General features: G+C 41.2%; 22 protein-coding genes. 9 read left to right on the plus strand and 13 right to left on the minus strand.

Annotation, left to right across the window (positions count from 1 at the left end):
• Window positions 1-94: 94 nt before the first annotated feature.
• The 3 genes from ACWXWT_RS04305 to metF form a co-directional block, all read right to left on the minus strand.
• Complete coding sequence (locus ACWXWT_RS04305) at window positions 95-1,198, minus strand: c-type cytochrome (protein WP_456040378.1); 1,104 nt, start codon at window positions 1,196-1,198, stop codon at window positions 95-97.
• 10 nt (window positions 1,199-1,208) lie between these two features.
• The gene (locus tag ACWXWT_RS04310; RefSeq protein ID WP_456040408.1) at window positions 1,209-1,847 is read right to left on the minus strand and encodes a c-type cytochrome; all 639 of its coding nucleotides are present in this window, start codon (window positions 1,845-1,847) and stop codon (window positions 1,209-1,211) included.
• 145 nt (window positions 1,848-1,992) lie between these two features.
• A complete protein-coding gene (gene metF / locus ACWXWT_RS04315; RefSeq protein WP_456040379.1) occupies window positions 1,993-2,877 on the minus strand; it encodes a methylenetetrahydrofolate reductase in 885 nt (294 codons plus the stop codon).
• A 499-nt stretch (window positions 2,878-3,376) separates the two neighbouring features.
• Between metF and ACWXWT_RS04320 the strand changes: the two genes are divergently transcribed.
• Complete coding sequence (locus ACWXWT_RS04320) at window positions 3,377-3,868, plus strand: DUF1097 domain-containing protein (RefSeq protein WP_456040380.1); 492 nt, start codon at window positions 3,377-3,379, stop codon at window positions 3,866-3,868.
• 222 nt (window positions 3,869-4,090) lie between these two features.
• Here ACWXWT_RS04320 and ACWXWT_RS04325 read toward each other — a convergent pair whose 3' ends face one another.
• The 3 genes from ACWXWT_RS04325 to metB form a co-directional block, all read right to left on the minus strand.
• Entirely contained in the window at window positions 4,091-4,273 is a 183-nt protein-coding gene (locus ACWXWT_RS04325) for a hypothetical protein (RefSeq protein WP_456040381.1), read from the minus strand.
• Between the two features lie 774 nt (window positions 4,274-5,047).
• Window positions 5,048-7,441 carry a bifunctional aspartate kinase/homoserine dehydrogenase II gene (locus ACWXWT_RS04330; protein ID WP_456040382.1) on the minus strand — a complete coding sequence of 798 codons (2,394 nt, stop codon included), beginning with the start codon at window positions 7,439-7,441 and terminating at the stop codon, window positions 5,048-5,050.
• A gap of 92 nt (window positions 7,442-7,533) precedes the next feature.
• On the minus strand, window positions 7,534-8,697 hold the full coding sequence (metB, locus tag ACWXWT_RS04335) for a cystathionine gamma-synthase (protein WP_456040383.1): 1,164 nt from the start codon (window positions 8,695-8,697) through the stop codon (window positions 7,534-7,536).
• A gap of 209 nt (window positions 8,698-8,906) precedes the next feature.
• On the opposite strand from metB, the gene metJ reads away from it, so the two are divergent.
• From metJ to ACWXWT_RS04360, 5 genes are all read left to right on the plus strand, one after another.
• Window positions 8,907-9,221, plus strand: a complete 315-nt coding sequence (gene metJ, locus ACWXWT_RS04340; protein ID WP_456040384.1) for a met regulon transcriptional regulator MetJ — start codon at window positions 8,907-8,909, stop codon at window positions 9,219-9,221.
• Window positions 9,222-9,293: 72 nt separating this feature from the next.
• Window positions 9,294-10,034 (plus strand): sulfite exporter TauE/SafE family protein, encoded by a 741-nt coding sequence (locus ACWXWT_RS04345; RefSeq protein ID WP_456040385.1) that lies wholly within the window; start codon window positions 9,294-9,296, stop codon window positions 10,032-10,034.
• A 292-nt stretch (window positions 10,035-10,326) separates the two neighbouring features.
• Window positions 10,327-10,656 (plus strand): c-type cytochrome, encoded by a 330-nt coding sequence (locus ACWXWT_RS04350; RefSeq protein ID WP_456040386.1) that lies wholly within the window; start codon window positions 10,327-10,329, stop codon window positions 10,654-10,656.
• 147 nt (window positions 10,657-10,803) lie between these two features.
• The gene (locus ACWXWT_RS04355; protein WP_456040387.1) at window positions 10,804-12,516 is read left to right on the plus strand and encodes a DUF3373 domain-containing protein; all 1,713 of its coding nucleotides are present in this window, start codon (window positions 10,804-10,806) and stop codon (window positions 12,514-12,516) included.
• Window positions 12,517-12,585: 69 nt separating this feature from the next.
• On the plus strand, window positions 12,586-13,980 hold the full coding sequence (locus ACWXWT_RS04360) for a tetrathionate reductase family octaheme c-type cytochrome (protein WP_456040388.1): 1,395 nt from the start codon (window positions 12,586-12,588) through the stop codon (window positions 13,978-13,980).
• Between the two features lie 288 nt (window positions 13,981-14,268).
• Here the strand turns inward: ACWXWT_RS04360 and ACWXWT_RS04365 are convergent, their stop codons facing one another.
• The 3 genes from ACWXWT_RS04365 to ACWXWT_RS04375 all read right to left on the minus strand — a co-directional run bounded on the left by ACWXWT_RS04365 (window position 14,269) and on the right by ACWXWT_RS04375 (window position 17,172).
• Entirely contained in the window at window positions 14,269-15,240 is a 972-nt protein-coding gene (locus ACWXWT_RS04365) for a pseudouridine synthase (RefSeq protein ID WP_456040389.1), read from the minus strand.
• Window positions 15,241-15,325: 85 nt separating this feature from the next.
• On the minus strand, window positions 15,326-15,904 hold the full coding sequence (locus ACWXWT_RS04370) for an LON peptidase substrate-binding domain-containing protein (RefSeq protein WP_456040390.1): 579 nt from the start codon (window positions 15,902-15,904) through the stop codon (window positions 15,326-15,328).
• A gap of 212 nt (window positions 15,905-16,116) precedes the next feature.
• Entirely contained in the window at window positions 16,117-17,172 is a 1,056-nt protein-coding gene (locus ACWXWT_RS04375) for an alpha/beta hydrolase (RefSeq protein ID WP_456040391.1), read from the minus strand.
• A 153-nt stretch (window positions 17,173-17,325) separates the two neighbouring features.
• Here ACWXWT_RS04375 and ACWXWT_RS04380 point away from each other — a divergent pair, with 153 nt between their 5' ends.
• Window positions 17,326-17,787 carry a YhcH/YjgK/YiaL family protein gene (locus tag ACWXWT_RS04380; protein WP_456040392.1) on the plus strand — a complete coding sequence of 154 codons (462 nt, stop codon included), beginning with the start codon at window positions 17,326-17,328 and terminating at the stop codon, window positions 17,785-17,787.
• A 787-nt stretch (window positions 17,788-18,574) separates the two neighbouring features.
• Window positions 18,575-19,441 (plus strand): MBL fold metallo-hydrolase, encoded by an 867-nt coding sequence (locus ACWXWT_RS04385; RefSeq protein WP_456040393.1) that lies wholly within the window; start codon window positions 18,575-18,577, stop codon window positions 19,439-19,441.
• Between the two features lie 40 nt (window positions 19,442-19,481).
• Here the strand turns inward: ACWXWT_RS04385 and ACWXWT_RS04390 are convergent, their stop codons facing one another.
• The 4 genes from ACWXWT_RS04390 to ACWXWT_RS04405 all read right to left on the minus strand — a co-directional run bounded on the left by ACWXWT_RS04390 (window position 19,482) and on the right by ACWXWT_RS04405 (window position 22,246).
• Complete coding sequence (locus tag ACWXWT_RS04390; RefSeq protein WP_456040394.1) at window positions 19,482-19,886, minus strand: rhodanese-like domain-containing protein; 405 nt, start codon at window positions 19,884-19,886, stop codon at window positions 19,482-19,484.
• 14 nt (window positions 19,887-19,900) lie between these two features.
• Complete coding sequence (locus tag ACWXWT_RS04395; protein WP_456040395.1) at window positions 19,901-20,650, minus strand: sulfite exporter TauE/SafE family protein; 750 nt, start codon at window positions 20,648-20,650, stop codon at window positions 19,901-19,903.
• A gap of 17 nt (window positions 20,651-20,667) precedes the next feature.
• The gene (locus ACWXWT_RS04400) at window positions 20,668-21,537 is read right to left on the minus strand and encodes an MBL fold metallo-hydrolase (RefSeq protein ID WP_456040396.1); all 870 of its coding nucleotides are present in this window, start codon (window positions 21,535-21,537) and stop codon (window positions 20,668-20,670) included.
• A 67-nt stretch (window positions 21,538-21,604) separates the two neighbouring features.
• Window positions 21,605-22,246, minus strand: a complete 642-nt coding sequence (locus ACWXWT_RS04405; protein WP_456040397.1) for a peroxiredoxin — start codon at window positions 22,244-22,246, stop codon at window positions 21,605-21,607.
• Window positions 22,247-22,775: 529 nt separating this feature from the next.
• Here ACWXWT_RS04405 and ACWXWT_RS04410 point away from each other — a divergent pair.
• The gene (locus ACWXWT_RS04410; RefSeq protein ID WP_456040398.1) at window positions 22,776-23,696 is read left to right on the plus strand and encodes a LysR family transcriptional regulator; all 921 of its coding nucleotides are present in this window, start codon (window positions 22,776-22,778) and stop codon (window positions 23,694-23,696) included.
• The last annotated feature ends 6 nt before the right edge of the window (window positions 23,697-23,702 follow it).

Consider the following 23,702-nt stretch of genomic DNA (forward strand, 5'->3'; position numbering starts at 1 on the left):
TAGCCTCTATCTGAATAAATAATTTCTATATTGTACATTAACATAAGCAGTACACACATCGACCTACGATGACAAATAGGTCGATGTAAACACCTTATTTTATCGGGAAATTAGCAGACGAATCAGCGCCCAATATTTTGCCTAATACTTTCTTGCCATAAAAGCCATCATGCTGATGGTAAAGACGTTGAGTTTCAGCCACCTTACCTTTAAAACGCGGATCTTGAGGGCGATCTTGCGAGTTAATGTATGCGGCGACATCCCAAGCTTGTTGAGTTGTTAACTGCACACTTTTCCCTAATGGCATATTTTCATAAATAAAATATGCGGCGGTGTTCACCCTGTGCATTCCCGCGCCCCAATTGTAACTTTGAGGCCCCCACAATGGTGGCAGAGCCGAAATGCCCGCAATAACTTGCCCTTGGCCATCCTCGCTATGACATACTTGGCAATGTGCTTGATAAACAGTCATGCCTCGTTCAGTTGAATACGCTACTTCAGATTGCTTAATTTTTGGATAACCACGCCCCGGCAGCTTGCTTAACGCTGCTATATCCAAATGCTTGGTGATTGCGGCTGGCATAGGAAAATCATCCCGCTTAGCCCCTTTAACTAACTCCGTGTCTGATAATTCAGGCACTGGCCCCGTAACGTGATATTTTGCCATTAACCCACTCATTCCTAACCAGTATGAATAGGCTGATATTGCTACTAGCTCTGCTGAATCAGACGCGGGCGGTTTCCCGTTCATCGAATAAGTGAAACACCCCTGAATACGTTCTTGAAAAGAATTAACTTTGTCATTTTTTTTACGATAAGCTGGATAAGCAAAATATGCCGCCCACAAAGGCGAGGCATTCGCTTTAATGCCAGCATTCATATGGCAGTTGACACAATTGAGTTCATTGCCAACGTTCTTATTGCGAAGTTGTTGAGTATTAACAAACAATTGATAGCCTAAACGAATTTTATCACCAAAAGCACCTGCTGGAATGTCGGTTAATGGTGCAGGTTGTAAATATTCGTCAGTTATTTTTTTCTCTACCGAAGGTAATGCTGTTTGGCGATCAGGCAATGTCGTTAAAGATTCAGACGTGTTTACCGTAGCGGAATTAGAAGGAATTTCAGTTAATAATTCATTGGCCTGTAATGAAAAGCAACACAGGACACCCATGCTCAATAGCGATAATAGTTTCATCGTCATGTCCTTATTTTATATTGGCAAAAAACAGTGATAATCCATCGATTTCGGCAGCGGTAAGTTTCACCGCAATATTGCCCATCATGTTATCGGCATCACCGGTTCGAGTCCCATTTTGCCATGATAATAATTGGGTTTTAAGGTAACTGACTTCTTGACCAGCTAAACGAGGAAATTGACCTCCACCAACACCAGATGGCCCATGACAGCTAGTACAAGCAGGAATCGTTCGTGACCAATCCCCCTGAAGTGCTATTGCTTCGAAGGGATCGCTAATGGTCACCTTGTCACCACGAAATTGTAGTGGAATATCTGCAACGGACTGTTGACTAAAATATTGTGAAACCACAGCAATATTGTCTCCCTGTACCGTTGCAGCCATCGCTAACATAGTGGGATTTTGACGTTTACCAGCGTGAAACAATGTAAGTTGCTTGGCAATATATTCGGCTGACAACCCCGCCAAACGAGGGCCGAGAATACCGATGCCTTGGCCTTGAGCCCCATGACAAGACACACATAATTGCGCAGCGGCCGGCAATGGGTTTGACGATTGTTGGGAGGAATTTTCTGCGGCAGTGGCAGGAATAACATGGCACATTATCATTCCAAGAAACACACTAATCATATGAAAGGATGTTTTCATCATTACACCTCTTTAATCATTTAATGTTGTCATACCACCATAGGCTTAAAAGATACAAAAAAGAATACGGCAAACGTCGAACATTTAAACAATAACCCCGCTAATGAAACCATTAACGGGGTTTTGGTGTTAAAAACAATTTTGTTTATTTTGGGCGCACACCCAAAGTATGGCAAATCGCATAGGTTAACTCTGCACGGTTAAGGGTGTAAAAATGGAAATCTTTAACGCCTTCACGGGCTAATACTTTCACCATATCAATAGCAACGTTAGCGCCTACTAACTGACGTGTTGCAGGGTCATCATCCAAACCATCAAACTGACGATGAAGCCACTGTGGAATTGCCACATTAGTCATATCAGCAAAACGCTTGGTTTGCTTAAAATTGGTTACGGGTAAGATGCCTGGAATAATTTCAACATCAATGCCAGCCGTAACACAACGATCACGAAAGCGTAAATATGACTCAACATCATAAAAGAATTGAGTAATGGCACGATTTGCACCTGCATCAATCTTTTTCTTTAAATTGATTAAATCGGCCTGAGCATTACGAGCATCTGGATGCACTTCAGGGTATGCCGCCACCGAAATATCAAAATCGGCAACCGAGCGCAGTAAACGCACTAAGTCATTGGCAAAACGAGTGGGCTTAGGGCTGCCGTCTGGTAAGTCGCCACGTAATGCTACTATATCTCTAATACCAGAATTCCAATAATGCTTTGCAAGTTCAACTAATTCTTCGTCACTGGCATCAACGAGGGTTAAATGTGGCGCAGCAAGTAAGTTAGTTTCTTTTTGGATACGTTCAATCACGCTATGAGTACGATCACGTACACCTGAATTAGCACCATAGGTTACAGATACAAATTTAGGGTTTAGTGGCTCTAGACGACGAATAGAATTCCACAGGATGTCTTCCATCTGAGGGGTTGATGGCGGGAAAAATTCAAAAGAGACATTAATATCATTCAGCTCAGACAAGCTCTGATTTAACGATTGGGCATGTTGTGCATGATGAAAAGCCATAATGTATTCCTTTAATTTCTGTAAAACTTAGGAGTCTATACCAAGCAACCAATTTAATTATTTAGCCGTTTGGACGTCTATATGTCTATATACTAGTTTAACTGTATTCTAAGTCAAGCTAAAAACCATCAATTGGCTAACTTATACCAGTCACATTAACTCAAGCGCTAAACTAAAATAAATAAAAACAATTATAATCAGTCAGTTAAAGTATTAATGCAGATGGTATTGTTCAAATATTGTAACTCGTTTGGGGAAATGTTAGCACTAAGGCTCTAAGCGAGGGATTTAGGCTATTGAACGTAGTCCAATTGGGTATGCTGAAGACCACAATGGCTCTCTCCTCCACTTATTGAGCTCCATGATGTTTAGTTTTATTAGCAGTTGCTATTATTTGCGAACTGGATCCCCTTTTACGAAATCCGACTGCCTAAGCTCCATTTATTGTGCTAAATTTAAAACTCACCGTTCTGATTTTCTATCTTTTTGAGAGGCAACTATGGCGCATCGTTGGCAAATTGCAATTTCTGCAGGTTTATTAGCTGCTGTTTGGGCTGGTCTTGCTGATGTATTTCAACTCGTGACATGGGTCGGCTTTCTCGGTTGCAGTACTTTTTTCGCTCAAACAGAAACGGGCGCTAAAGGCATGTTAATGGCGATGATGACGAATCTTTCAGGCGTATTCTGGGGATGGTTAATCATTGCAGGCAGCGGTGTTTTTGGTTCGCCAATGATCAGCTATGCATTAACAGGCATTGTCACCGCATTTATGTGTTTACAAGCCAGTAATAAAAACTTTGCCTTTATTCCCGGCACTTTTATCGGCTGCTGTATTACATTTGCATTAAGTGCCGATCTCGTAGCCATCATTCCCCCCCTTATTATCGGCGCAGCACTAGGCTACAGCATGAGCCTACTCACCAGCCTATTAATAACGTTAACGGATAAAACCACTGAATCATTAAAAGATGACGCGGTAAAAGAAATCTAAACCTTAGCAAGTAAATAATGCCATTTTAAGGTTAATTTATTCATGGCTTAACGTCAGCGTATAATGCGACATGAGTCTGCATGATCTTTTTTGCAATAACAAAAAGATTTATCGCTAATCGATTGACGCATATAAATGAAGGTGTTAATTGAATTTAAATAGACTGCAAAACAGCCAAATCGCCCTTCAAAACAATGAGTGTGTTAAATATCTGTTAGATTGTTACGTATTGTTATGTCTTAATTCGATTAAAATACTTCCAAGTTTTTTGGCGATATCTTTATGTGCACTTGCCATTTCTTCTTGAGCCACAGCAATCCGCTTGAGAGAAGCGACAAAGATAATAGCTAAAATAATGCCTATAAGGGGCAAACTGACCGCAAACAATACGGAAATTATATTCATAAATTAATACTCCTGTGTCAATCTAACGCTTTAGTCTTTATGCATTGCACTCTTGGAAAGCATAAATCATTTATTAGATTTGGTTAATGCAACATCCTGTTATTTGGTAACATTTTCTTAACCATAACATGCTATAGCAATTTGTTTTTTTATGGTAGTTTTTTTATACCGTACTTTAGTTAATCAGTTGTTCTAATTGCAACTTTCAGGCTCAATGTAACCCTCCCTTAAAATCAGAATGTTTTTAATAGAGCTTGCGTTGCCGTCGCTAACAAGCTTGCACGAATAGCGTGGGTTATAGCAGCAAGAGAGATGAATATCGTATCGCTGCATAAAAGTAATCATTAACGCGCTAACAATGAGTTTTACAACCACCAAGTTGCCAAGATAATTGAATTGATGATGAGACAGTCAGACTGTTCTACTTAAAACCTTCGCCCTGCATTGGCTCTAAAGAAGCCCTAAGGATGATAAGGAAAGTAGAAGTAAATATCCATCAGGGCCAAAGGAGCACCTCAATAACAGGCCGAATATATGGGTGCAATGAACTCTTCTCAAAGTCGATATTAAATATCTTGCAAACCGGATGGGTCCATATATGCAGAACGCTGAGGGTTTACAAAGGGGGACAAGCGCTTTACCCCTTTACTCTGATGTGAGCAAAGCGGCACAACGTTAGTGGCGCAGACCATAATGCAATAAAACGCGAGCTCGGCTTACAAACATTCCCGAGATTACAAAAAAGACCATTAATAATGGTCTTTTTCAACAAAACTACTCTTGTAACAGGTCTTTACAAATTTGCACTAAATCTGACTGTACAGCCGCTGCCGTCACCTCTCGCCCAGCCCCTGGTCCACGAATAATCAATGGATTACCTTGGTAAAACGCACTGCGAATAACAAACACATTATCGCCTGGGGTTAAATTGGCATAAGGATGATTATTATCAACCCACTGCAAACTCACTTCAGCTTGTAACTTACCTTCTACCTTTTCAAGAGAAGCGACATAACGCAGCACTTTGTCTTGTTCGGCTGCAGCAACATACTGCTGTAATAAATCATCATCTAACTCATTGATACGCTTTAAAAAGTCATCAAGCGATAACTCTGCCAAATCTTTAGGCACTAACGAATTAAGGTTAATATCGTCTAATTCAACAGCCAAGCCTATCTCGCGGGCCAAAATAAGTAGTTTGCGTTGCATATCACGGCCCGACAAATCGTCACGAGGATCGGGTTCGGTAATACCTAAACTTCGCGCTTGTAGTACTAATTCAGAAAAGGGTTTAGTTCCATCATAATGTTCAAACAGCCAACATAAGGTGCCAGAAAAAATCCCCCCTACAGCTTCAATAGTGTCACCACTATTTCGTAAGTCATTCAAAGCATGCTGAATTGGCAACCCAGCACCACAGCTGGCATTATAACGCCAAAATAAACGGCGATTACTCAGTTGCTGCTTTAACTCACGGTAAAAAGGTAACGGCCCGGAACCCGCAAGTTTATTGGCACTTACAACATGAATCCCCCGAGCAAACAATGCTGGATACTGTAGGGTTAACGTCGCGCTAGCACTAATATCTAACGCAACAATTTCATCACAAGCCAATTGTTCTAGTTGTTCAAACAGCTTGTTATAATCCCACTTAGTAGCATTGGCTTGATAATCTTGTTGCCAGTTATCGAGATTAATACCGTTATTTGAAATCAATGCTTTTTGCGATCCAACGACACCAATCAACTCTACAGAGGCCTCTAACTCACGGTCTAACGATGGCCTTGCACGTTTAAATAAGTCTATCCACGCCTCACCAATATTACCGACACCCAGCAATAACACTCCAATACGCATCCTTGGGCCTGCACAACGGCGATGAACTTTTTGGGTTAACAAGCTCACTTGAGCCTGTGGCACTAGAGTCACTAAACTGAGCGAGTCTTGATAAACAGGTTTGGCATCACGGCTTAATAAACGCGCGAAGCTGCGTCTAAAATGATGCGCATCGGCACTCACTAGTGCTACCAAGCCTAAATCAGTTTGAATGGTCAGCTCGTCTATCGACATTTCTGCGCCATGCTTAACCAATAACGCCTGCAATTGCTTTTGACTTTCTAAAGTAAACGCCAGCTCAAATTTATGTTGTGTTAACTCCCAGTATGCTAATGGCGTTAACCCTGCATTATGTAATATGTCCAGTAATGACTGGAGTGCTATGTCCGTTTTAAAACTAAACAACACCACTTCATTTAAGTTAGTCACTACAGGTGCGCTGGCAGATGAGCTAAGTGGAGCAATAAGGGTAAAGTCAGTATGCGAGGCGTAACTTGAACGCACAGCAAGGCTAACGTCAGTATTAAATAAAGGTTGTAAAGTCCGTGAATGTAATACAGGGGAACCTAATCGCGCTAGGCGATCTGCTTCTGCTAACGACATGCTCTTTAAGAGTTTGGCATCATTGATTTTATTGGGGTCGGCGTTAAACACCCCTTCCACATCGGTCCAAATCGTTACCCGCTCAATGTCTGCTAAACTAGCGATCAAGGTGGCACTAAAATCAGAACCATTGCGGCCAAGTAATAAAGTATCCCCATGACGGTTCGCACAGATAAATCCAGTGATCACTAATCGCTCTTGTGGATGCTGTGCAAGCAAGGCTTGTACTTTATCGCGTGACTCTTGCACTAAAATATTTGGCACTGCGCCTTCGTCTGCAACCAAAATAGAACACGCATCGACATGGGTCGCTGCCACCCCCATTTCTCGTAACAAAGCCGCCATTAAACGTGCAGACCAACGCTCACCAAAACTCACAACTTGGTTCAGCTGGTAATCGTTATGTTGCTCTAAAGACAGCAAACTAACTAATTGAGATTTATCGGTCGATAAACGTTCACGCAAATCTCGCGCTTGCTCGTTTGACAATAATTGTTCAATTAAGGTTTGCTGGTAGCTCACAAGTACCTGCAACTCTTCTTGCCATAATTGACCACTTTCACGCAGACTCAGTAATTTGTATAAGAAGTTAGTGGTTTTACCTGCAGCAGACACCACAACAAGATCATCACTATGGCCATGGGTAAGTAAAATATGAGCAACACGGCGATAACAATCAGCATCCGCTAAACTAGAACCACCAAACTTATGTAAATGACCTCGCGCCATTACTAACTCCTTAAACAACTACGACTTTTTTGTGCGACTGCTATTTTACTTTATTTCGCTTAAACTACAGCGAACATAAACTGAAATTAAGCTTATTTAATTGCCGCGACGGCGGCTAACCCTGCATTGAGATCGGCAAGGAGATCATCTGCATCTTCTATACCTACAGATAATCTCAATAAAGTCTCTTTAATACCAGCCTCTTGCCTTGCTTCTGGAGCCATTGCTCTATGGGTCATTGTGGCCGGAACGGCTACTAAACTTTCCACTCCGCCTAAACTTTCAGCAATACTAAACAAAGACAAGCCCTGTAAAAAGGCCACGACTTCAGCCTCGCCGCCAATTAATTCAAAACTTAACATAGCGCCAAAGCCTTGTTGTTGTTTTACCGCAATTTCGTGACCTGGATGGTCTTTTAATCCTGGGTAGTAAACCTTGGCAACAACATGACTGCTATTAAGCAACTCAACTATTTTTTGTGCATTGCGTTGATGCTCTCGAATGCGTACCGAAAGCGTACGCAAGCCGCGCAAAGTTAAGTAGCTGTCAAATGCTGAACCTGTTAAACCCAGAGTATTAGACCACCAATGCAGTAACTCGCCTAATTCAGGATCTTTAGCCACAACAGCACCACCCACTACATCACTGTGACCATTTATGTATTTAGTGGTTGAATGGATCACAATGTCGGCACCCAGCAACAATGGTTGCTGTAATATTGGAGACAAAAAGGTGTTATCTACCGTGACTAATGCGCCAACAGCATGGCAAGCTTGACTAATTTCAACAATGTCGACCACACGCAGTAAAGGGTTAGATGGTGTTTCTAACCACACCATTTTAGGTTTTTGCGCAATAGCTTGATTCAATGCTTGTACATCGGTTTGGTCAACGACTAACAGCTTAAATTGGCCTTTTTTGGCCAAATTAGTAAATAAACGATAACTGCCACCATAACAATCGTGCGGCACAACCAATAAATCATCTGGGCCAAGCAAGCTAGTCACCAATGTAATCGCGGCCATGCCAGTGCATGTCACCACACCGGTAGCACCTTGCTCAAGTTTGGCGAGAGCTTCCCCTAAAATGCAGCGTGTAGGATTACCCGACCGACTGTAGTCAAATTCCCTAGGGTGTTGATGACCATTAAAAGAATAGTTGGTCGATAAATAAATCGGTGGTACTACAGCACCATGTTGTGTGTCTGTTTCAATACCTTGGCGAACGGCCAATGTGGCGCTTTGAAGCTTAGTCATAATGGATTCCTAAAATGTCACAAACACACAAAGAGATGTCTAGACGTCCAAATTTACCGAAGAGTTCTTCATCCGTCAACAAGAATAGCCATTTAGACGTCTAAACATCAAGAAATCTATTTGCAATCACGACAAAATAACAGCAATAATTTGACTAGAGATTGTAACGGTTTAAAATCTGCAGCGTATTTATCGTTAAGGGTAAGTTAATGACTGAATGGAATGGCGAATATATCAGCCCATATGCCGAACATGGCAAAAAGAATGAACAAGTAAAAAAAATTACGGTTTCTATCCCTTTAAAAGTATTAAAAGTACTCACAGATGAGCGTACGCGTCGCCAGATAAATAATCTGCGCCATGCTACCAATAGTGAACTGCTATGCGAAGCTTTTTTACATGCATATACGGGACAACCATTACCTCACGACGGTGATTTATCAAAAGATGAACCTGATAGTATTCCGAGTGAAGCAAAGAAACTAATGGATGATATGGGTATCGAGTGGGAAGAACTCGAATAACTCACAATTTAGTTTCTACCTCACCGACATAGAAGCTGCCCTAAGAAGCAGTGATGTTTTTATAGAGAACTTATGCTGTCATTTATCGATCCAACAACGTTGATACTGGCATCAGTTATCGTTTTTTTTGGCGCGCTAACCCAAAGTTTAATTGGTTTTGGGTTGGCCGTTGTTGCAAGCCCTCTATTGTATATCGTTAACCCCCAACTTGTACCTGTTCCTATTATTGTAATGGGGTTTTCCATCTCAGCAATGACCTTATTTAGAGAGCGCGGCCACCTGCAATTTAATGGCTTGCAATATGCCTTACTTGGGCGGGTGCCAGGTGGTTTTTTAGGCGCAGGGTTATTAATGTTTGCCCCTCAAGCTATTTTAGGACTCATCATTGCCGCTATTGTATTTATTGCCGTTATCCTGAGTGTTTATCGAATCACGGCGCCAATTAATCGCATTAGTTTATTCATCGCGGGTATTTTTTCAGGTATTTTTGGCAACATAGCTGCCATTGGTGGCCCACCAATGGCCATTTTACTTGCCGGACAAGATGCCAACCAATTTAGAGCTGCATTGTCAGCCTTTTTTGTATTTAGTTCATTAATTGCTTTAGCCATTCTAGCCATCGTCGGCTTAGTTGAAGTAAAACACTTGTGGTTATCGTTAATGCTATTACCCTCGGTCGTTGCTGGTTACTTGGTATCAGGCCAGTTAATTAACCATGTCGATAAAAACAAAACCCGCACCGCCACCCTAATATTGTGTAGCATCAGTGCCACGGTATTAGTCATTAAATCAACCAACGCATTGATGAACTAATATCGCGCCTAGGCACTCATTTATTATTCTGCTATCTGTTTCCCACGATATCAACACAACATAGAGCGATTGCCGCACTTTCACTCCCCTAGCAAACAAAATACCGCTATGCAACCGATCAATATCACACTAGTTCATTAGATTTTTTTCAATTAACTTTTTTTCAATTAGATTTTTCTCATGGATATGATCTACTTCAAATTAACACTATCTACTTTTAGGTAACATTATTCACAGCAAAGAATAAAACAAGTTGCTAACGCTCCACCTATAAAAGCTCTATGAGGATAAAATGATGAACACATACGTAAAAGTTGGTATCGCAGTCGCCATAGCATTATCATTCGGAAGCCAAGCTATGGCTGCCGATGGTGGTAACCCTAAAAAAGGCAAACACTTGTACAAAAAAGAATGTAAAGCCTGCCACAGTGCTGGCAGTGAAGGCCCTGAACTTACCCCAATGACCAAAACCATGAGCCAATGGGATCGATTTTTTACTCGCGATAAACACAAAGCAAAACCTGCCGTTTTTGAAGCCTTATCAGAAAAAGATCTGAAAGACATTCAACAGTTCTTGTATGACCACGCCGCCGACTCTGACCAACCAGCAACCTGCGGCTAAATCATCAATGCTGAGTCGCTTTTCGTCTTAAGCGAAAACATCAGCCAGTCAACAAACCGAAAAATAGTGGGGCTTAGCCTCAGGGATTCTTACAGTAAAAATTTGCCAAATAAACCTACTTTTTTGGTGAATCGGGGGAGAAAGGCCATGAGAACTCTTATATCAATACTTGTTGCTAACGCGCTCTTTATGAGTGGCGCTAGCCTAGCGGCAGACACAGATGCACAAAAAATTGCCGATCTTAAACAGCAGCTTGCCAGCATTACCGACGAGCTAGACGACTTAAATTCACGGGTTGATAAAACCGAACGTCACACCGCATTAGACAGAATATCCATTACAGGTGACTTTAGAACCAAGGCACATTCATTACATTATCAAAATGTTACTTGGAACCCAGCCATGAACGTCAACTTTTCTGATTTTGGCGCAAAGGCCATGTCAGGCGCGTTTGGCGACCCTAATAGTGCCAGCTCACCATTAGGCCAAATGATGATGGCAAATCCTGATTTAGCCAGCGCATTTCAAAGCGGTATGCTACAAGGGGTTATGCCTATGATGCTAGGCCAAAAAACCCAACAAGATATTGATAACGATATCTTTTACACCACACGATTACGCCTAAATATTGATGCAAAAGTCTGGGACAACGTCAGCTTTGCAGGCCGTTTAACCATGTTTAAGAGCTGGGGCGACTCAGCAGGAGTTAAAGTGTTTGACTCATGGAATTCATTCACCATGGACGGCACCAGTAGCGGCAGCACCAGTGGCGATGAGCTCAAAGTAGAACGCGCCTATTTTAACTGGAAAGACATCAACGGTAGCGGCACTTATCTTTCTATCGGCCGTCGTCCTTCTACCTACGGCCCACCAAGTCATTACCGTGAAAATGAACTCAGAGGCGGCACTCCATCAGGTCACTTAGTCAATTTCAACTTCGACGGCCTAACCCTTGGTTATAATTTGAGTGACATCACTGGTATTGAAGGTCAAACAGTGCGCTTTTGTTATGGACAAGGTTTTGAGTCACAGTACGGCAATGGCGAATTATTTGGTGACATCATCACCAAAGATACTCACTTAGGTGGCTTTAATATTGACGTAGTCAATGATGGCAACCACTTCTTACAGTTCACCTTATTTGGCGCAAAAGATGTTAATGACGGCTTTACTGGCACCATGGCATTCCCAACTCAACTAGCGGGTATCTTTGCACCAACCATGTATCAAGATATGCAAAAGTTTGAAAACTTTAACTTTGTCACTCGTGTACAACCAAGTGGTGTTATTGGTGATATGTTCTTGGGTGGACTCGGTTATGCCTATGAAACCGATGATGATTTAAAAATGTTTGCCTCATTAGGGTGGACTCGTGCAGAACCCAACGGCAATGCAGGTTTATTCGGCGGTATGTTAAGCGATGCAGTATTTGAAGCGGAGTTAAATAGCACGGGCACCGAAATCATTATGGTGCCAAAAGAAACAGTTGATAGCGACACTAAAGATGGCTACGGCGTTTATGTAGGCTTGCAAATACCTGCACCATACGGAAAGTTTGGTTTGGAATATAACTATGGTTCTAAATACTGGAGTCCATTCACCCAAGCACAAGATGACCCTATCGGCAGTAAGTTAGCAACTCGTGGTCATGTTGCAGAAGCATATTATATCTTTGATATTAATCCAAAAATGTTCATCAAGTTAGCTGGTCTATATTACGACTATGAATATACCGGAAGTGGCTCACCAGTGGGTGCACCTCAAAAAATTGACGATATCATTGCCGGTAACGCCTATTCAATGTTGCCAGTAGTTGACACAGCCTATGACGTCAATGCCTCACTGACCGTTAACTTCTAACCAGTCCCTTTAACTTGAACAACTAACTTGGCCCCCCTGAGCGAAAGCTCAGGGGTAAGGACAAATATAATGAAAATATCATCAGCATTGGCTGTATTACTGATATTAAGCAGTAGCGCACAAGCTGCCTTTAATCACAAAGAGGTGCTAACAGGGCCCTTTGCTAATGGCTCTGAAGTGACGACTCAATGCTTAACATGCCATAAACAACACGCAGAAGATTTTATGAAATCTTCCCACTGGACTTGGGAACTAGAGCAAAAATTACCAGGCCGCACGGTTATGCGTGGTAAAAAAAACAGTATCAATAATTTTTGTGTCTCAATAGCCGGCAATGAACCACGCTGTACCAGTTGCCATGCTGGTTATGGTTGGAAAGACTCTAGCTTTGATTTTAAAGACATGACCAAAGTGGATTGCTTAGTGTGTCACGACACAACAGGGACTTATATTAAAGATCCTGCGGGTGCAGGCGAAGCATTAGCAAAAGTCAATTTAGCCCGTGTGGCACAAAATGTTGGCGCGCCAGTTCGTGATAATTGCGGTAGTTGTCATTTCTACGGCGGTGGTGGTGATGCCGTTAAACACGGTGACTTAGATTCATCTATGTCTTATCCAGACAAAGCTACCGATGTCCATATGGATACCGATGGTAATGATTTCCAGTGCCAAGCTTGCCATACTACTGAGAATCATCAAATTACCGGTAATGCAATGGGGGTATCTCCCGGGGGCGAAGACAAAATTGGTTGTGAAAACTGCCATGATTCGGCACCACACCAAAATAAAAAACTCAATACACATACGGCAACCGTGGCCTGTCAAACGTGCCATATCCCGTCATTTGCAAAAAATGAACCCACAAAAATGCGTTGGGATTGGTCAAAAGCAGGCCAAGATCTTCCTGAAACCACAGACCAATACGGCAAGCACACATTCTTGAAAAAGAAAGGCAGCTTTATTTGGCAAAAAGACGTACCACCACAATATGCTTGGTTTAATGGTCGCGCAGATGCCTACATGGCTGGCGATAAAGTTGACCCAACGAAAGTGGTTAAGCTTGCCTACCCACTCGGTGACATTAACGATCCTAAAGCCAAAATCTACCCTTTCAAAGTGCATACGGGTAAGCAAATTTACGACACAGAACTCAACATATTACTGACAGCTAAAACGTACGGTAAAGGTGGCTACTGGGATAAATTTGACTGGGACTTAGCTGCAAAATTGGGAATGGAAGCTAATCCAACCATGCTCGAAAAAGGCCTTAAATACAGCGGTAAGCATGGTTTTATTGAAACCGAAATGTGGTGGCGCATCAACCACATGGTGTCACCAAAAGACAAGGCATTACAATGTAATGACTGTCATAACAAAGGCCAACGTTTAGACTGGAAAGCCTTAGGTTATGATGGCGACCCAATGAAAAACCGCAAAGGTGTTAAACACACTAAAGCAAAATAAAAGACTGTAAGCAACTAGTATAAAAAGCTAGTTAACAATAAAAAAACCGCCATCGACTTTAAGGATGGCGGTTTTTATTAGGGCCTGTTGATCTTTCAAGGTTTTTTTGCAGCGAATTGTTGGTAATTTGTACAAGGAAGAGACTTTGTGGTGTAGTTATTCTACATAAAAAGTCGATAATGCAGTAAAAATGACAACAAACGCTGCCCGAAGGGTTCGACTAAAAACGTTTTTATCTCGAACAAAACTTAACCAGCTAAGATCAACAGGTCCTAGTTAAATCAAAGTCTAAAAGTTTAATCCTTGACACTGAAAATCTTGTTCAATACCGCTAATTGGATCGGTAAAGCGTAACCGTTTAGCTAACAATTGCAATGGCTTGTCAAATTTTTCAGGCCCTTTAGGCTGAAGCACAGGATAAAAGCGGTCATGTAAAATTGGCATGCCTAAACTTTGCATGTGTACGCGTAATTGGTGAGTTTTACCAGTGATAGGACTGAGTTCAAATAAACCGAAGCCATCTTTTACTGCCACCAAGCTAATCTCAGAATGACTATTCGCCTCCCCTTCTACCACCTGCATGGTAAAGCTTGGGTTCGCCGCCACAATACGATTTTTAACAGTCCAATGTATTGGTAATGTGCACGTTTTAGCGGCTAAATCTGTAATCAATTGTGGCGTTAACTTAGCGATAGCTTGATAATCTTTAGTGATCTTGTCATCTAAAAACAACTGATGATATGCATGCCGCGTTTGCGGATCCAACGTCATTAACATCACCCCTGCGGTGTCTTTATCCAGCCTGTGCGCTGGTGCGACCGTATCAATTTGAGTCGCAATACGTAATCGATGTACTAAGCACTCGTTAACATAATTTCCACCAGGGGTTACGGGTAAAAAATGCGGCTTATAAATAACAATGGTATTACTGTCTTGATACAGTATCTTCTCATTAAATGGCACCTTGGTTTCAGCCACTACTTCGCGGTAATAATACACGCGCGCGGTAGCTTGGTATGCACTGTCTGTTGTTATTAACTCACCATTTTGCCAATGCACTTTGCCTTCTTCAATGCGTTGCAGCCACACATTGGGATCGATTTGCTTAAAATGATCGATCATAAACTCAACCACGGTTTGATATTGCTTACCCGCAAGCTCACTGGCCCGAGGCAACACAATATACGAAGGTTGGGCTGCTATAGCAGAAGTTGAAGATAAATTGAGGTCATTTGGAATGCTTGCAAATAGATTTGGCATAAAAATAGTTTTATAAAAAGATAATAAACAAAGACATTGTTTATTATCTTATCAGGCTGGCCCATAAATGTATCTTTATACTCCCCTATACATCCACGTGTGATTTAAGTAACTGCAATACAAAGTCCATGGTTTTATGGCAATTTGGTTGTTCAACCAACACCAGCTTATCGCGATTATACATAGGTAAAACCTCTAACCAACGTTGGCTCACCCAAGTGGCATCTTCTAAATGCACTTGTGAGTAAAGCTCAAGTAGGTTTGGATTCACTTGATAAAATTGCTCAAGCGCGGCACTGATAATCTCAAATTCACCCGCAATAGGTTCGTGGCTCCAATTTGGGCAAGGTAAAGCACGAGCAATCCAGCTTCCATCGCGTTGTTGTGCTGCAGACAAAATTCTAACCCGTTGCACGCCTTCAATAACGATACTTAATGTGCCGTCTTCTAAAAGATGAAAATCAATTATATTACAGTGAGTTGCTGTTATATAACAAGGGAGGTCGCTATGAGATTTCAACGCTGCTAACGCAAGCTTATAATGCCCCTTTAACACCTGCGCGATCATACGTAAATCGCACGGTGACGCGACACGAACTTCCAGTCTGCCATCTGGCAATAGCACGGCATCTTGAATTAATAACGCCATTTCTTGTGTTTTCATAACAGCCCCCTATAGCATAGGTGAAGTTACTGACTCAAAGTGAAATCAATAGAACAAGTGTAGCAGTGGTTAATAATTCAACAACTTGAGTCTGTATAATTAATACAAACTAACGACATCACCACTATTTACACAAAGTGCTATTTCAATAGACTTTGTTCAATACGACTGTATTCCCCAGAAAGAACAAAAAACATCATTATTGCGCCACGCTATAAACGCTCAATACGATCCATAATTGTTCCAGAGGCGACGATTTCGGCAAATTCATCAGCCAGCACTTGGCTTTTTTGCACGCTTTGTTGCCAATACGCGATACGGCTCTCTATATCCAAATTTTTAACATCTTCACGGTCAGGAATTTTCCCAAAAGGGAAGCTGGCAATAAATTGCTTACTCGGCGCTAAAATTAATCCATTGTGATAATTCGCTTTTGCCTTGCGCCACAACAAGGATTTATCAAACCAACCTGGGCTCATGTACGGATAAAAATGTGGGTACAAACTCAAACCTGTTGCTGCAGGTAATGGCATATCAAAATGATAATCAGTAATGCCTCCATCGTAATAATGGCCTTGCGGCGATCCTTGCAGATCTTTTACTGGATCAAGCAGTAACGGAATTGATCCAGTGGCTAATAAACCATGTCGGATATTGTCTTGAGTTAACTTAACATGCTTAGTCGGCAAATCTTTCAAACGCCTAAAAGGTGACGCATCATCTTTATGGCTTAATATCACCCGTTCAAAGTGCCAACCTAAGCTTTTACGGTTAACCACATTGCTTACGGCTGCCACCGACAAGCCCATTAATAAACCAAATTTGGCATGAATACGATTTAAATGACGAGCACGACAAACCACCATATGATGGCGAATTAATGGATTAGTAATAATATCTTCGCCTTGCTGATCACCTAAAATACCATCAACAATTTGTAAAACTTGAGCGCTCACTTGTTCACGAGTCGGCTTCTTTTCGTAGCGCTGATGAATATAAAAATGCGTTAATCTTTCATAAGCCGCTAACGGATCTTGTTGCGCCATGCAGGCTAAACGCCAAGCTCCAGATGATGCTCCCATGGTATAAAGGGGATCTTCTCGCCCCTGAAAAAACTCACTAAATAAATATTTATCTAGGCCTGCTATCGCCAACCATTTAGGTCCACCTGATGCGGCAAAAAGTTGAGTAAATAATGATTGTTCTAAGCCATTCGCTTCGATTTGTTCGTAAGCCGTTGGTCCAGCAAGTAAACGTAATGCAGGCAATGTACAATCCTTCTTATATTTGTAATGCTGTTATTTCAGTAAAACGGTATGATCGGTTTAACGGCCTGTTTATCTTTCAAAATGATATTGAGGGATATCCACAGCCCCTAACAAGCTATCATGTTTTATGCGTTTTTATCTTACGGAATTTTTATGATTGTTGATACTTTAGCAAATCGTCACCTTTACACTCAACTTAGTCCGAGATTAGCCAAGGCATTAGCCCATCTTGCAGACACAGATTTTAGTCAGCTCGAAGTGGGAAATTACCCACTCGAAGGCAAAGATATTTTTGTTATCGTCAACGATTATGAAACAAAACCCAAAGAAATAGAGCCGTTTGAAGTGCATCAACAATATATTGATGTGCAGTATGTGGTCAGCGGTGAAGAAGAATTTGGCTATTTACCATTAGCCAATCAAACGCCTTCTAAGCCTTATTTTGACAAGCATGACTATGCTGAATACGACTATGAATCTAATAAAGATGATGCGGCGTTTATTCCACTCAAAGCGGGCATGTTTGCCCTGTTTTTTCCTGGTGACATTCATATGCCAGGCACCAGCGCTAAGCCTCAGCAGGTTCGTAAAGTAGTAATAAAAGTACGGGTATAACAGCTTATAATCATTATAGCGATTGTTAATAGCCGATACGCTGCCTTTTATGGCTATTATGAGTAAAAAATCGCTATTTAGTAGAAGTCTGCTAGGGTTAATTCAAGCACGCGATTCAGGCTAGTTGAATACGTTAATTGAAGAGTGCAATTAAATGTATCATACCAATCCTATTAAATATGTGATCTTTCAGTGGGAGCTCAACGTGCTGTAGGCAAGGCAGATGATTGAAGCGAATAGTGATCCTCGGTAACAAGCTCCTGCGTTACTCTACCTCCAGTATCTGACCGCCATGGATGGTGGGAATGTGTTATTTTTTATGGAAAAAAATAGACCATGCAGTCGTATTTTGAAAGCATCTAACGAAGCATAAAGGACTTTGAAACCCGCCAGAATGGAGTCTCTCAGGTATTCCACTTCTGTGTTACATCGATTTAAAAGGCAACAACCATTTCTTCATCAATGTGCCTTGAATTGAAAAACCTGAGAGACGCTGAACTGACCAGATATTTAATGGGATTGGTATTATTGATAAGCGACTCGTCATTAGTATTCGCATATCAAGGTTTTTACTCGCTAATGTCACAACAGAAAATGGCTCTACTGTGTATTAATTCGGTGTTTGTTGCGACTTAATACGCAGTTTATTGCAATGCTTTATTATAAAATCATGTTGTAGTTATTAACCCTCCTCAGTTGTATCAACAAAATATTGTAAAGATTGCTATTTTGAACTGAGGTTTTATCTAACAAATACATTGGGTATTTTGTTGGGAGTTAATTTGTCATGAGTAAAATCCGCATTGATCCTTTTCATCATCCTGCTAGCCATGCAGTGACCTATGTGGTGACTGATATTGCGACTCGTCAAAGTGCGATCATTGATCCTGTTTTAGATTTCGACATAGCCTCTGGCACCATAAGTACTTGCTTTGCCGACAGTATCATTGACCATATCGATAAGCAGGGATATGAAATAGAATGGATTTTAGAAACTCATGCCCATTATGACCATGTTTCAGCCGCCTGTTATATCAAGAAAAAATGCGGCGGGATGACGGGTATTGGTGAACACATTGTGAAGGTGCAGCATACCTTTAAACGATTACTTAATCTTGATGAGAGTTTTAAATGTAACGGCGAACAGTTTGATCAATTATTCACCGACGAAGAACTGATAAAACTGGGCCATTTAGATTTGCACATTATGCATACGCCAGGGCATACTCCAGCTTGTGTCAGTTATCTTATTGAAGATGCCGTATTTGTGGGAGACGCATTGTCTACGCCAGAATTAGGTACGGTTAATGCTGACTTTCCTAATAGCAGCACAACAACCTTATATCATTCAATTCAACGCATATTAACTCTGCCTAATTGTACTCGAGTCTTTGTCGGGCACGATCCACTCACACACAAACGAAAAAATGATATTGTCGAAACATCAATTATTGCACAAAAACGTAATAACCGTGTTGTCGGGGGCAAAGTAAGCCTAGCAGAATTTGTAAAACGGCACCAACAACGCCATATTGATTCAGACATACCGCAATTATTATTACCTGCAATACAAATTAATATTAGAGCAGGCAACATTCCACCAATAAACGGTAATGGTAAGTATTTCCTTAAAATACCGCTTAATCAGCTATAAGCAACACGAACCACAATAAACAAGTTCGTGTTGTATCGCTTTACGGCTTATAACTCACTATCGGAAAACCATCTCGCTGCCACTGTGCCATACCACCGGCAACAGAAAGAGGCTTAGTAAATCCCATATTCTGTAATGATGCCGCAGCAAGCGCTGAACGTCCGCCAGAACGGCAAATAAGATATATTTCCTTTGTGGCCAACTCTTCCAGAGCCATTAACGATTCACAGTGATGACTCACTAAAGGATGTTCATGTATTTTCATCTCTAATACACCACGAGGAAAATTTACCGCCCCTTCTACATGCCCCGTAATAAACTCTTCATGTTCACGGACGTCAATAATAACGATTTCAGGGTTAAGCATTGCAGTGAGTAACTCATGGGTAGTCACTTCTGAAATATTCGTTTTGATGTCACTAATATATTGTCGTGCTGTTTTCATGTTGACCTCGTGAGTTAAATAATCGATTTAATTAAAATAAATACCGCCATCAACACTAAAAAGATGGCAAAGATTTTTTGTAAAAGGGCTTTGGGTAAGTATTGGGTTATCCATTGGCCAGCAATGCTGCCCACAAGACCGCCGGCAATCATGATGCCAATAACCGACCAATCAAATTCAAACCCCTTATCAGAAAGCAATGAATAATATTTAATAAACCCAACCAGTGAGTTCATGGTAATAATTAATAAACTGGTACCAATGGCCAGCCACATTTCAATACCACCAAGTAATACAAGCGCAGGAACGATAAGAAAACCGCCACCGACGCCAACAAAACCAGTAACAACACCCACCGCTAACCCTTGTATAAGTATTTTTACAATATTGAGTTTGCCCGCTTTACACTTGCTAGATTGATTACGCCACATCATGACGGCACCGATTAGCATTAAAATGACAAACACTGTGAGTTGCGTGTCGCTGGTGAAAAAAGTGCTGATGCGTGCGCCTAAATATGTCCCCGCCATACCGGGTAAACCAAACAGGAACACATGCGGCCAAGACACTTTTTTTTGTTTAATAAAGCCAAGGCTACTGATTAGGCTAATAACACCTACAATGCATAATGACGACGCAATCGCTAATTCGGGTGGCATCCCAATAAGATATAACAACACAGGAACCGTAAGAATTGAGCCTCCAGAGCCCAAAACACTGAGTACTAAACCAATGAGTAATGCACCAACAACGGCTTGTATCATCTTGAAAACTCTTAACGTTAAAGTAAATTAATGGGAATTTTTAAATACACAGTGCCGTTACTTTCAGCTTCTGGCATTTGTCCTGCACGAATATTGATTTGTATTGATGGCAATATTAGCCTTGGCATAGGTAAGGTGGCATCTCGCTGTTGCCTAAGCTCCACAAAGGCTTCCTTTGTCATTCTGTCATTGACATGGATATTGTGTTGCTTCTGTTGACTGACTTGGGTTTTAAATTGATGATCACGCCCCTCTGTCGGATAGTCGTGACACACGTAAATGTCAGTTGTTTCTGGCAGATCAAATAATGTCTGAATGGAGTCATATAAAGTATTGGCATCGCCACCAGGGAAATCACATCTAGCGGTTCCAACATCAGGCATAAAAATGGTGTCGCCAACAAAGGCTGCTTGATCATTAACGATATAAGCTAAATCGGCAGGAGTATGCCCTGGTGTATGCATGATCTTAATGGTCATGTCGCCCACATGCAGCAGTTCGTTATGTTTAAACAGCCGATCAAATTGGCTGCCGTTGGGCAAAAAATTAGACTCTAAATTAAAAATCGTTTTAAAGGTTTGTTGCACCTGAGTAATGTGTTCACCAATGCCAATTTGCCCCCCCACTTGTTCGCGGATAAAACTCGCAGCAGATAAATGATCTGCATGTGCATGGGTTTCTAATATCCATTTAACCGTTAATTTTTGACGCTCAATCCAATGTAAAACACGTTGTGCACTTTGAGTATCAGTGCGGCCCGATTTGTAATCAAAATCGAGTACAGGATCAATAATCACTGCATATGAGGTTGCATCATCGACAACAACATAAGTAAAGGTTTCACTGTCTTCATCTAAAAACTCATGGACACTAAACGTTGAATGCATCACATACCTCCTATTTTAACCTTGTCACAATAAGGCACAGAGATTTGCGTCTCTGCGCCATAATGGTTTAAAGCGATTTTTTACTGAAATACCAATCAGTATATTGGTACCCTTGTTCTGAACGAGCTTTGGCATCTGCTGTCGTCCCTGGTGGCGGTACAATCACGTCATCACCAGGTTGCCAGTTTTCGGGCGTAGCAACACCATTTGCATCACTGGTTTGTAATGCTTTAACCAAACGAACAAATTCATCAATAGAGCGACCATTACTCATTGGGTAATACACCATTGCACGCAATATCCCTTCAGGGTCAATAATAAACGTGGCACGAACAGCGGCTGTATCACTCGCTCCGGGTTGGATCATTCCATAAGCTTTTGCCACTTCCATTGAGAGATCCGAAATAATAGGGAAGGTAATTTCAACACCAAAGTTCTCTTCAATATTACGAACCCAAGCAATATGAGAGTGAATACTGTCAATGGATAACCCCAATAACTCAGTGTTGAGATGGGCAAAGTCTTCTGCACGCTGAGCAAACCCCATAAATTCAGTTGTACAAACCGGAGTAAAGTCAGCAGGATGCGAAAACAAAACTAACCACTTACCTTTATAATCTGAGAGTGAGCGCATCCCATGCGTGGTCTTGGTATTAAATGCAGGTGCGGGGCGATTTAATTGTGGAAACGAAACAATAGAATCAGTCATGTTATAGCTCCTAGAATAGTCATACTTATTTAATTTTAATCTGCAAAACAGATTGCAAACTTACTTGGTAATAGCAATTGCTAGGCCAATGTCCATTATAAATATTAAAAAAGTTTAAAATAACTATAAGGCTATGATTCTATTTAGCTAAATATATTTTGATAGAGGAGGAGTAATGCGGCATAGATTAAAATAGATTTTTAACAATCAAACATAAGCGCCATATTTATCACTAAAGACAAATATGACAGTTTAAAATGTCATTAATGGCGTTATAGATAATTTACCTCAACAAATGATATTGTGAAACGTTGGAGGTTAGCGCGTTAAATGTTCAATAAATTCAGTAAATGGAGTCAGGGGTTGGTGGCCAGAAAAACTAAAATCAATGTAACGTATTCGGCAACTTGAACTTATCGCATGAGGATGTGAAGCGGGTCTTGATTACGGCATAGTCGCCTATACCTCAACGGTGTTTGAGTTTATATTTTGATAATTAAACATATGACTAATCAAGGCTTATTCGCTAATGGATTTGGCAAAACTATCCCGTATCAGCATGAAACACTTAATCACTCTACATGTGATGCTAGAGACTCTTAGTGTCACAGTCAGTGCAGAGCGATTATGTTTAAGCCCATCGTCGGTAAGTAAAACCTTAAGTCAGTTAAGAGGGAGCCTTAATGATGAGTTATTTTATCGACATGGTAACTCTCTCGTTGCCACACCTTTAGCAAGAAGACTTGGCCCAAGTGTGCAGCAAATGATCAAAGATATGAACCATATCATGAGCCAAAATGTGTTTAATCCTACAGAATATCAAGGGCATTTTTCGCTCGCCATGCGTGAAAGTACATTTGAGTTATTAGCCGCTAAATTAAGTGCCCATATTCTTAGCTTAGCGCCCAACATCCATTTAGATATTTACAGTAAAGACAATATTGGTTTCGAAGGATTAATTAAGGGCTCATTAGACTTTATTATCTTACCCCATGATCTTAGCCAACCGACCAATATAGATGATGAATTAACGTGGGAAACCTTAATCAATGATGAAATGGTGTGCTTAATGAGCCCATCACACCCATTAGCATTGCAGCAAAAGATCAGCCTTGATGACTATTTACACTTCAGCCATATCGGCATCACCGACACTGATTTAAACACACCATTTTTTGATATTTTACTGGCACAACAATCACAAAAACGTGCCATTCCTATTTCAGTTCCTGATTTTGGCAGTGCAGCATTAATGTGTCATCACAGTGAATTACTGTTTACTTGCTCACGTCGCTGGGCGTCCATTGCCAAACAAGCACAAGGACTCGTCGTTAAATCATTACCGATTGATTATGGCAAAGTTGCTTACAGCCTTGTTTGGCATCGCCAGAGTATGAACGACCCTGCGCACCGCTGGCTGTATGAACAAATATTACAATGCAGTCAATAAGTGCAT

The sequence above is a fragment of the Shewanella sp. A22 genome (assembly GCF_053850585.1).

Bases quoted from the DNA above. Each gene is read 5' to 3' on its own strand.
- ACWXWT_RS04325 (WP_456040381.1), bottom strand. From the start codon at position 4,273: ATGAATATAATTTCCGTATTGTTTGCGGTCAGTTTGCCCCTTATAGGC.
- metB (WP_456040383.1), bottom strand. From the start codon at position 8,697: ATGACTAAGCTTCAAAGCGCCACATTGGCCGTTCGCCAAGGTATTGAA.
- ACWXWT_RS04355 (WP_456040387.1), top strand. From the start codon at position 10,804: ATGAGAACTCTTATATCAATACTTGTTGCTAACGCGCTCTTTATGAGT.
- ACWXWT_RS04360 (WP_456040388.1), top strand. From the start codon at position 12,586: ATGAAAATATCATCAGCATTGGCTGTATTACTGATATTAAGCAGTAGC.
- ACWXWT_RS04400 (WP_456040396.1), bottom strand. From the start codon at position 21,537: ATGCATTCAACGTTTAGTGTCCATGAGTTTTTAGATGAAGACAGTGAA.
- ACWXWT_RS04405 (WP_456040397.1), bottom strand. From the start codon at position 22,246: ATGACTGATTCTATTGTTTCGTTTCCACAATTAAATCGCCCCGCACCT.
- ACWXWT_RS04365 (WP_456040389.1), bottom strand. From the start codon at position 15,240: ATGCCAAATCTATTTGCAAGCATTCCAAATGACCTCAATTTATCTTCA.
- ACWXWT_RS04390 (WP_456040394.1), bottom strand. From the start codon at position 19,886: ATGAAAACAGCACGACAATATATTAGTGACATCAAAACGAATATTTCA.
- ACWXWT_RS04310 (WP_456040408.1), bottom strand. From the start codon at position 1,847: ATGAAAACATCCTTTCATATGATTAGTGTGTTTCTTGGAATGATAATG.
- ACWXWT_RS04330 (WP_456040382.1), bottom strand. From the start codon at position 7,441: ATGGCGCGAGGTCATTTACATAAGTTTGGTGGTTCTAGTTTAGCGGAT.
- ACWXWT_RS04320 (WP_456040380.1), top strand. From the start codon at position 3,377: ATGGCGCATCGTTGGCAAATTGCAATTTCTGCAGGTTTATTAGCTGCT.
- ACWXWT_RS04370 (WP_456040390.1), bottom strand. From the start codon at position 15,904: ATGAAAACACAAGAAATGGCGTTATTAATTCAAGATGCCGTGCTATTG.
- ACWXWT_RS04395 (WP_456040395.1), bottom strand. From the start codon at position 20,650: ATGATACAAGCCGTTGTTGGTGCATTACTCATTGGTTTAGTACTCAGT.
- ACWXWT_RS04385 (WP_456040393.1), top strand. From the start codon at position 18,575: ATGAGTAAAATCCGCATTGATCCTTTTCATCATCCTGCTAGCCATGCA.
- ACWXWT_RS04410 (WP_456040398.1), top strand. From the start codon at position 22,776: ATGGATTTGGCAAAACTATCCCGTATCAGCATGAAACACTTAATCACT.
- metJ (WP_456040384.1), top strand. From the start codon at position 8,907: ATGACTGAATGGAATGGCGAATATATCAGCCCATATGCCGAACATGGC.
- ACWXWT_RS04380 (WP_456040392.1), top strand. From the start codon at position 17,326: ATGATTGTTGATACTTTAGCAAATCGTCACCTTTACACTCAACTTAGT.
- metF (WP_456040379.1), bottom strand. From the start codon at position 2,877: ATGGCTTTTCATCATGCACAACATGCCCAATCGTTAAATCAGAGCTTG.
- ACWXWT_RS04350 (WP_456040386.1), top strand. From the start codon at position 10,327: ATGATGAACACATACGTAAAAGTTGGTATCGCAGTCGCCATAGCATTA.
- ACWXWT_RS04345 (WP_456040385.1), top strand. From the start codon at position 9,294: ATGCTGTCATTTATCGATCCAACAACGTTGATACTGGCATCAGTTATC.
- ACWXWT_RS04305 (WP_456040378.1), bottom strand. From the start codon at position 1,198: ATGAAACTATTATCGCTATTGAGCATGGGTGTCCTGTGTTGCTTTTCA.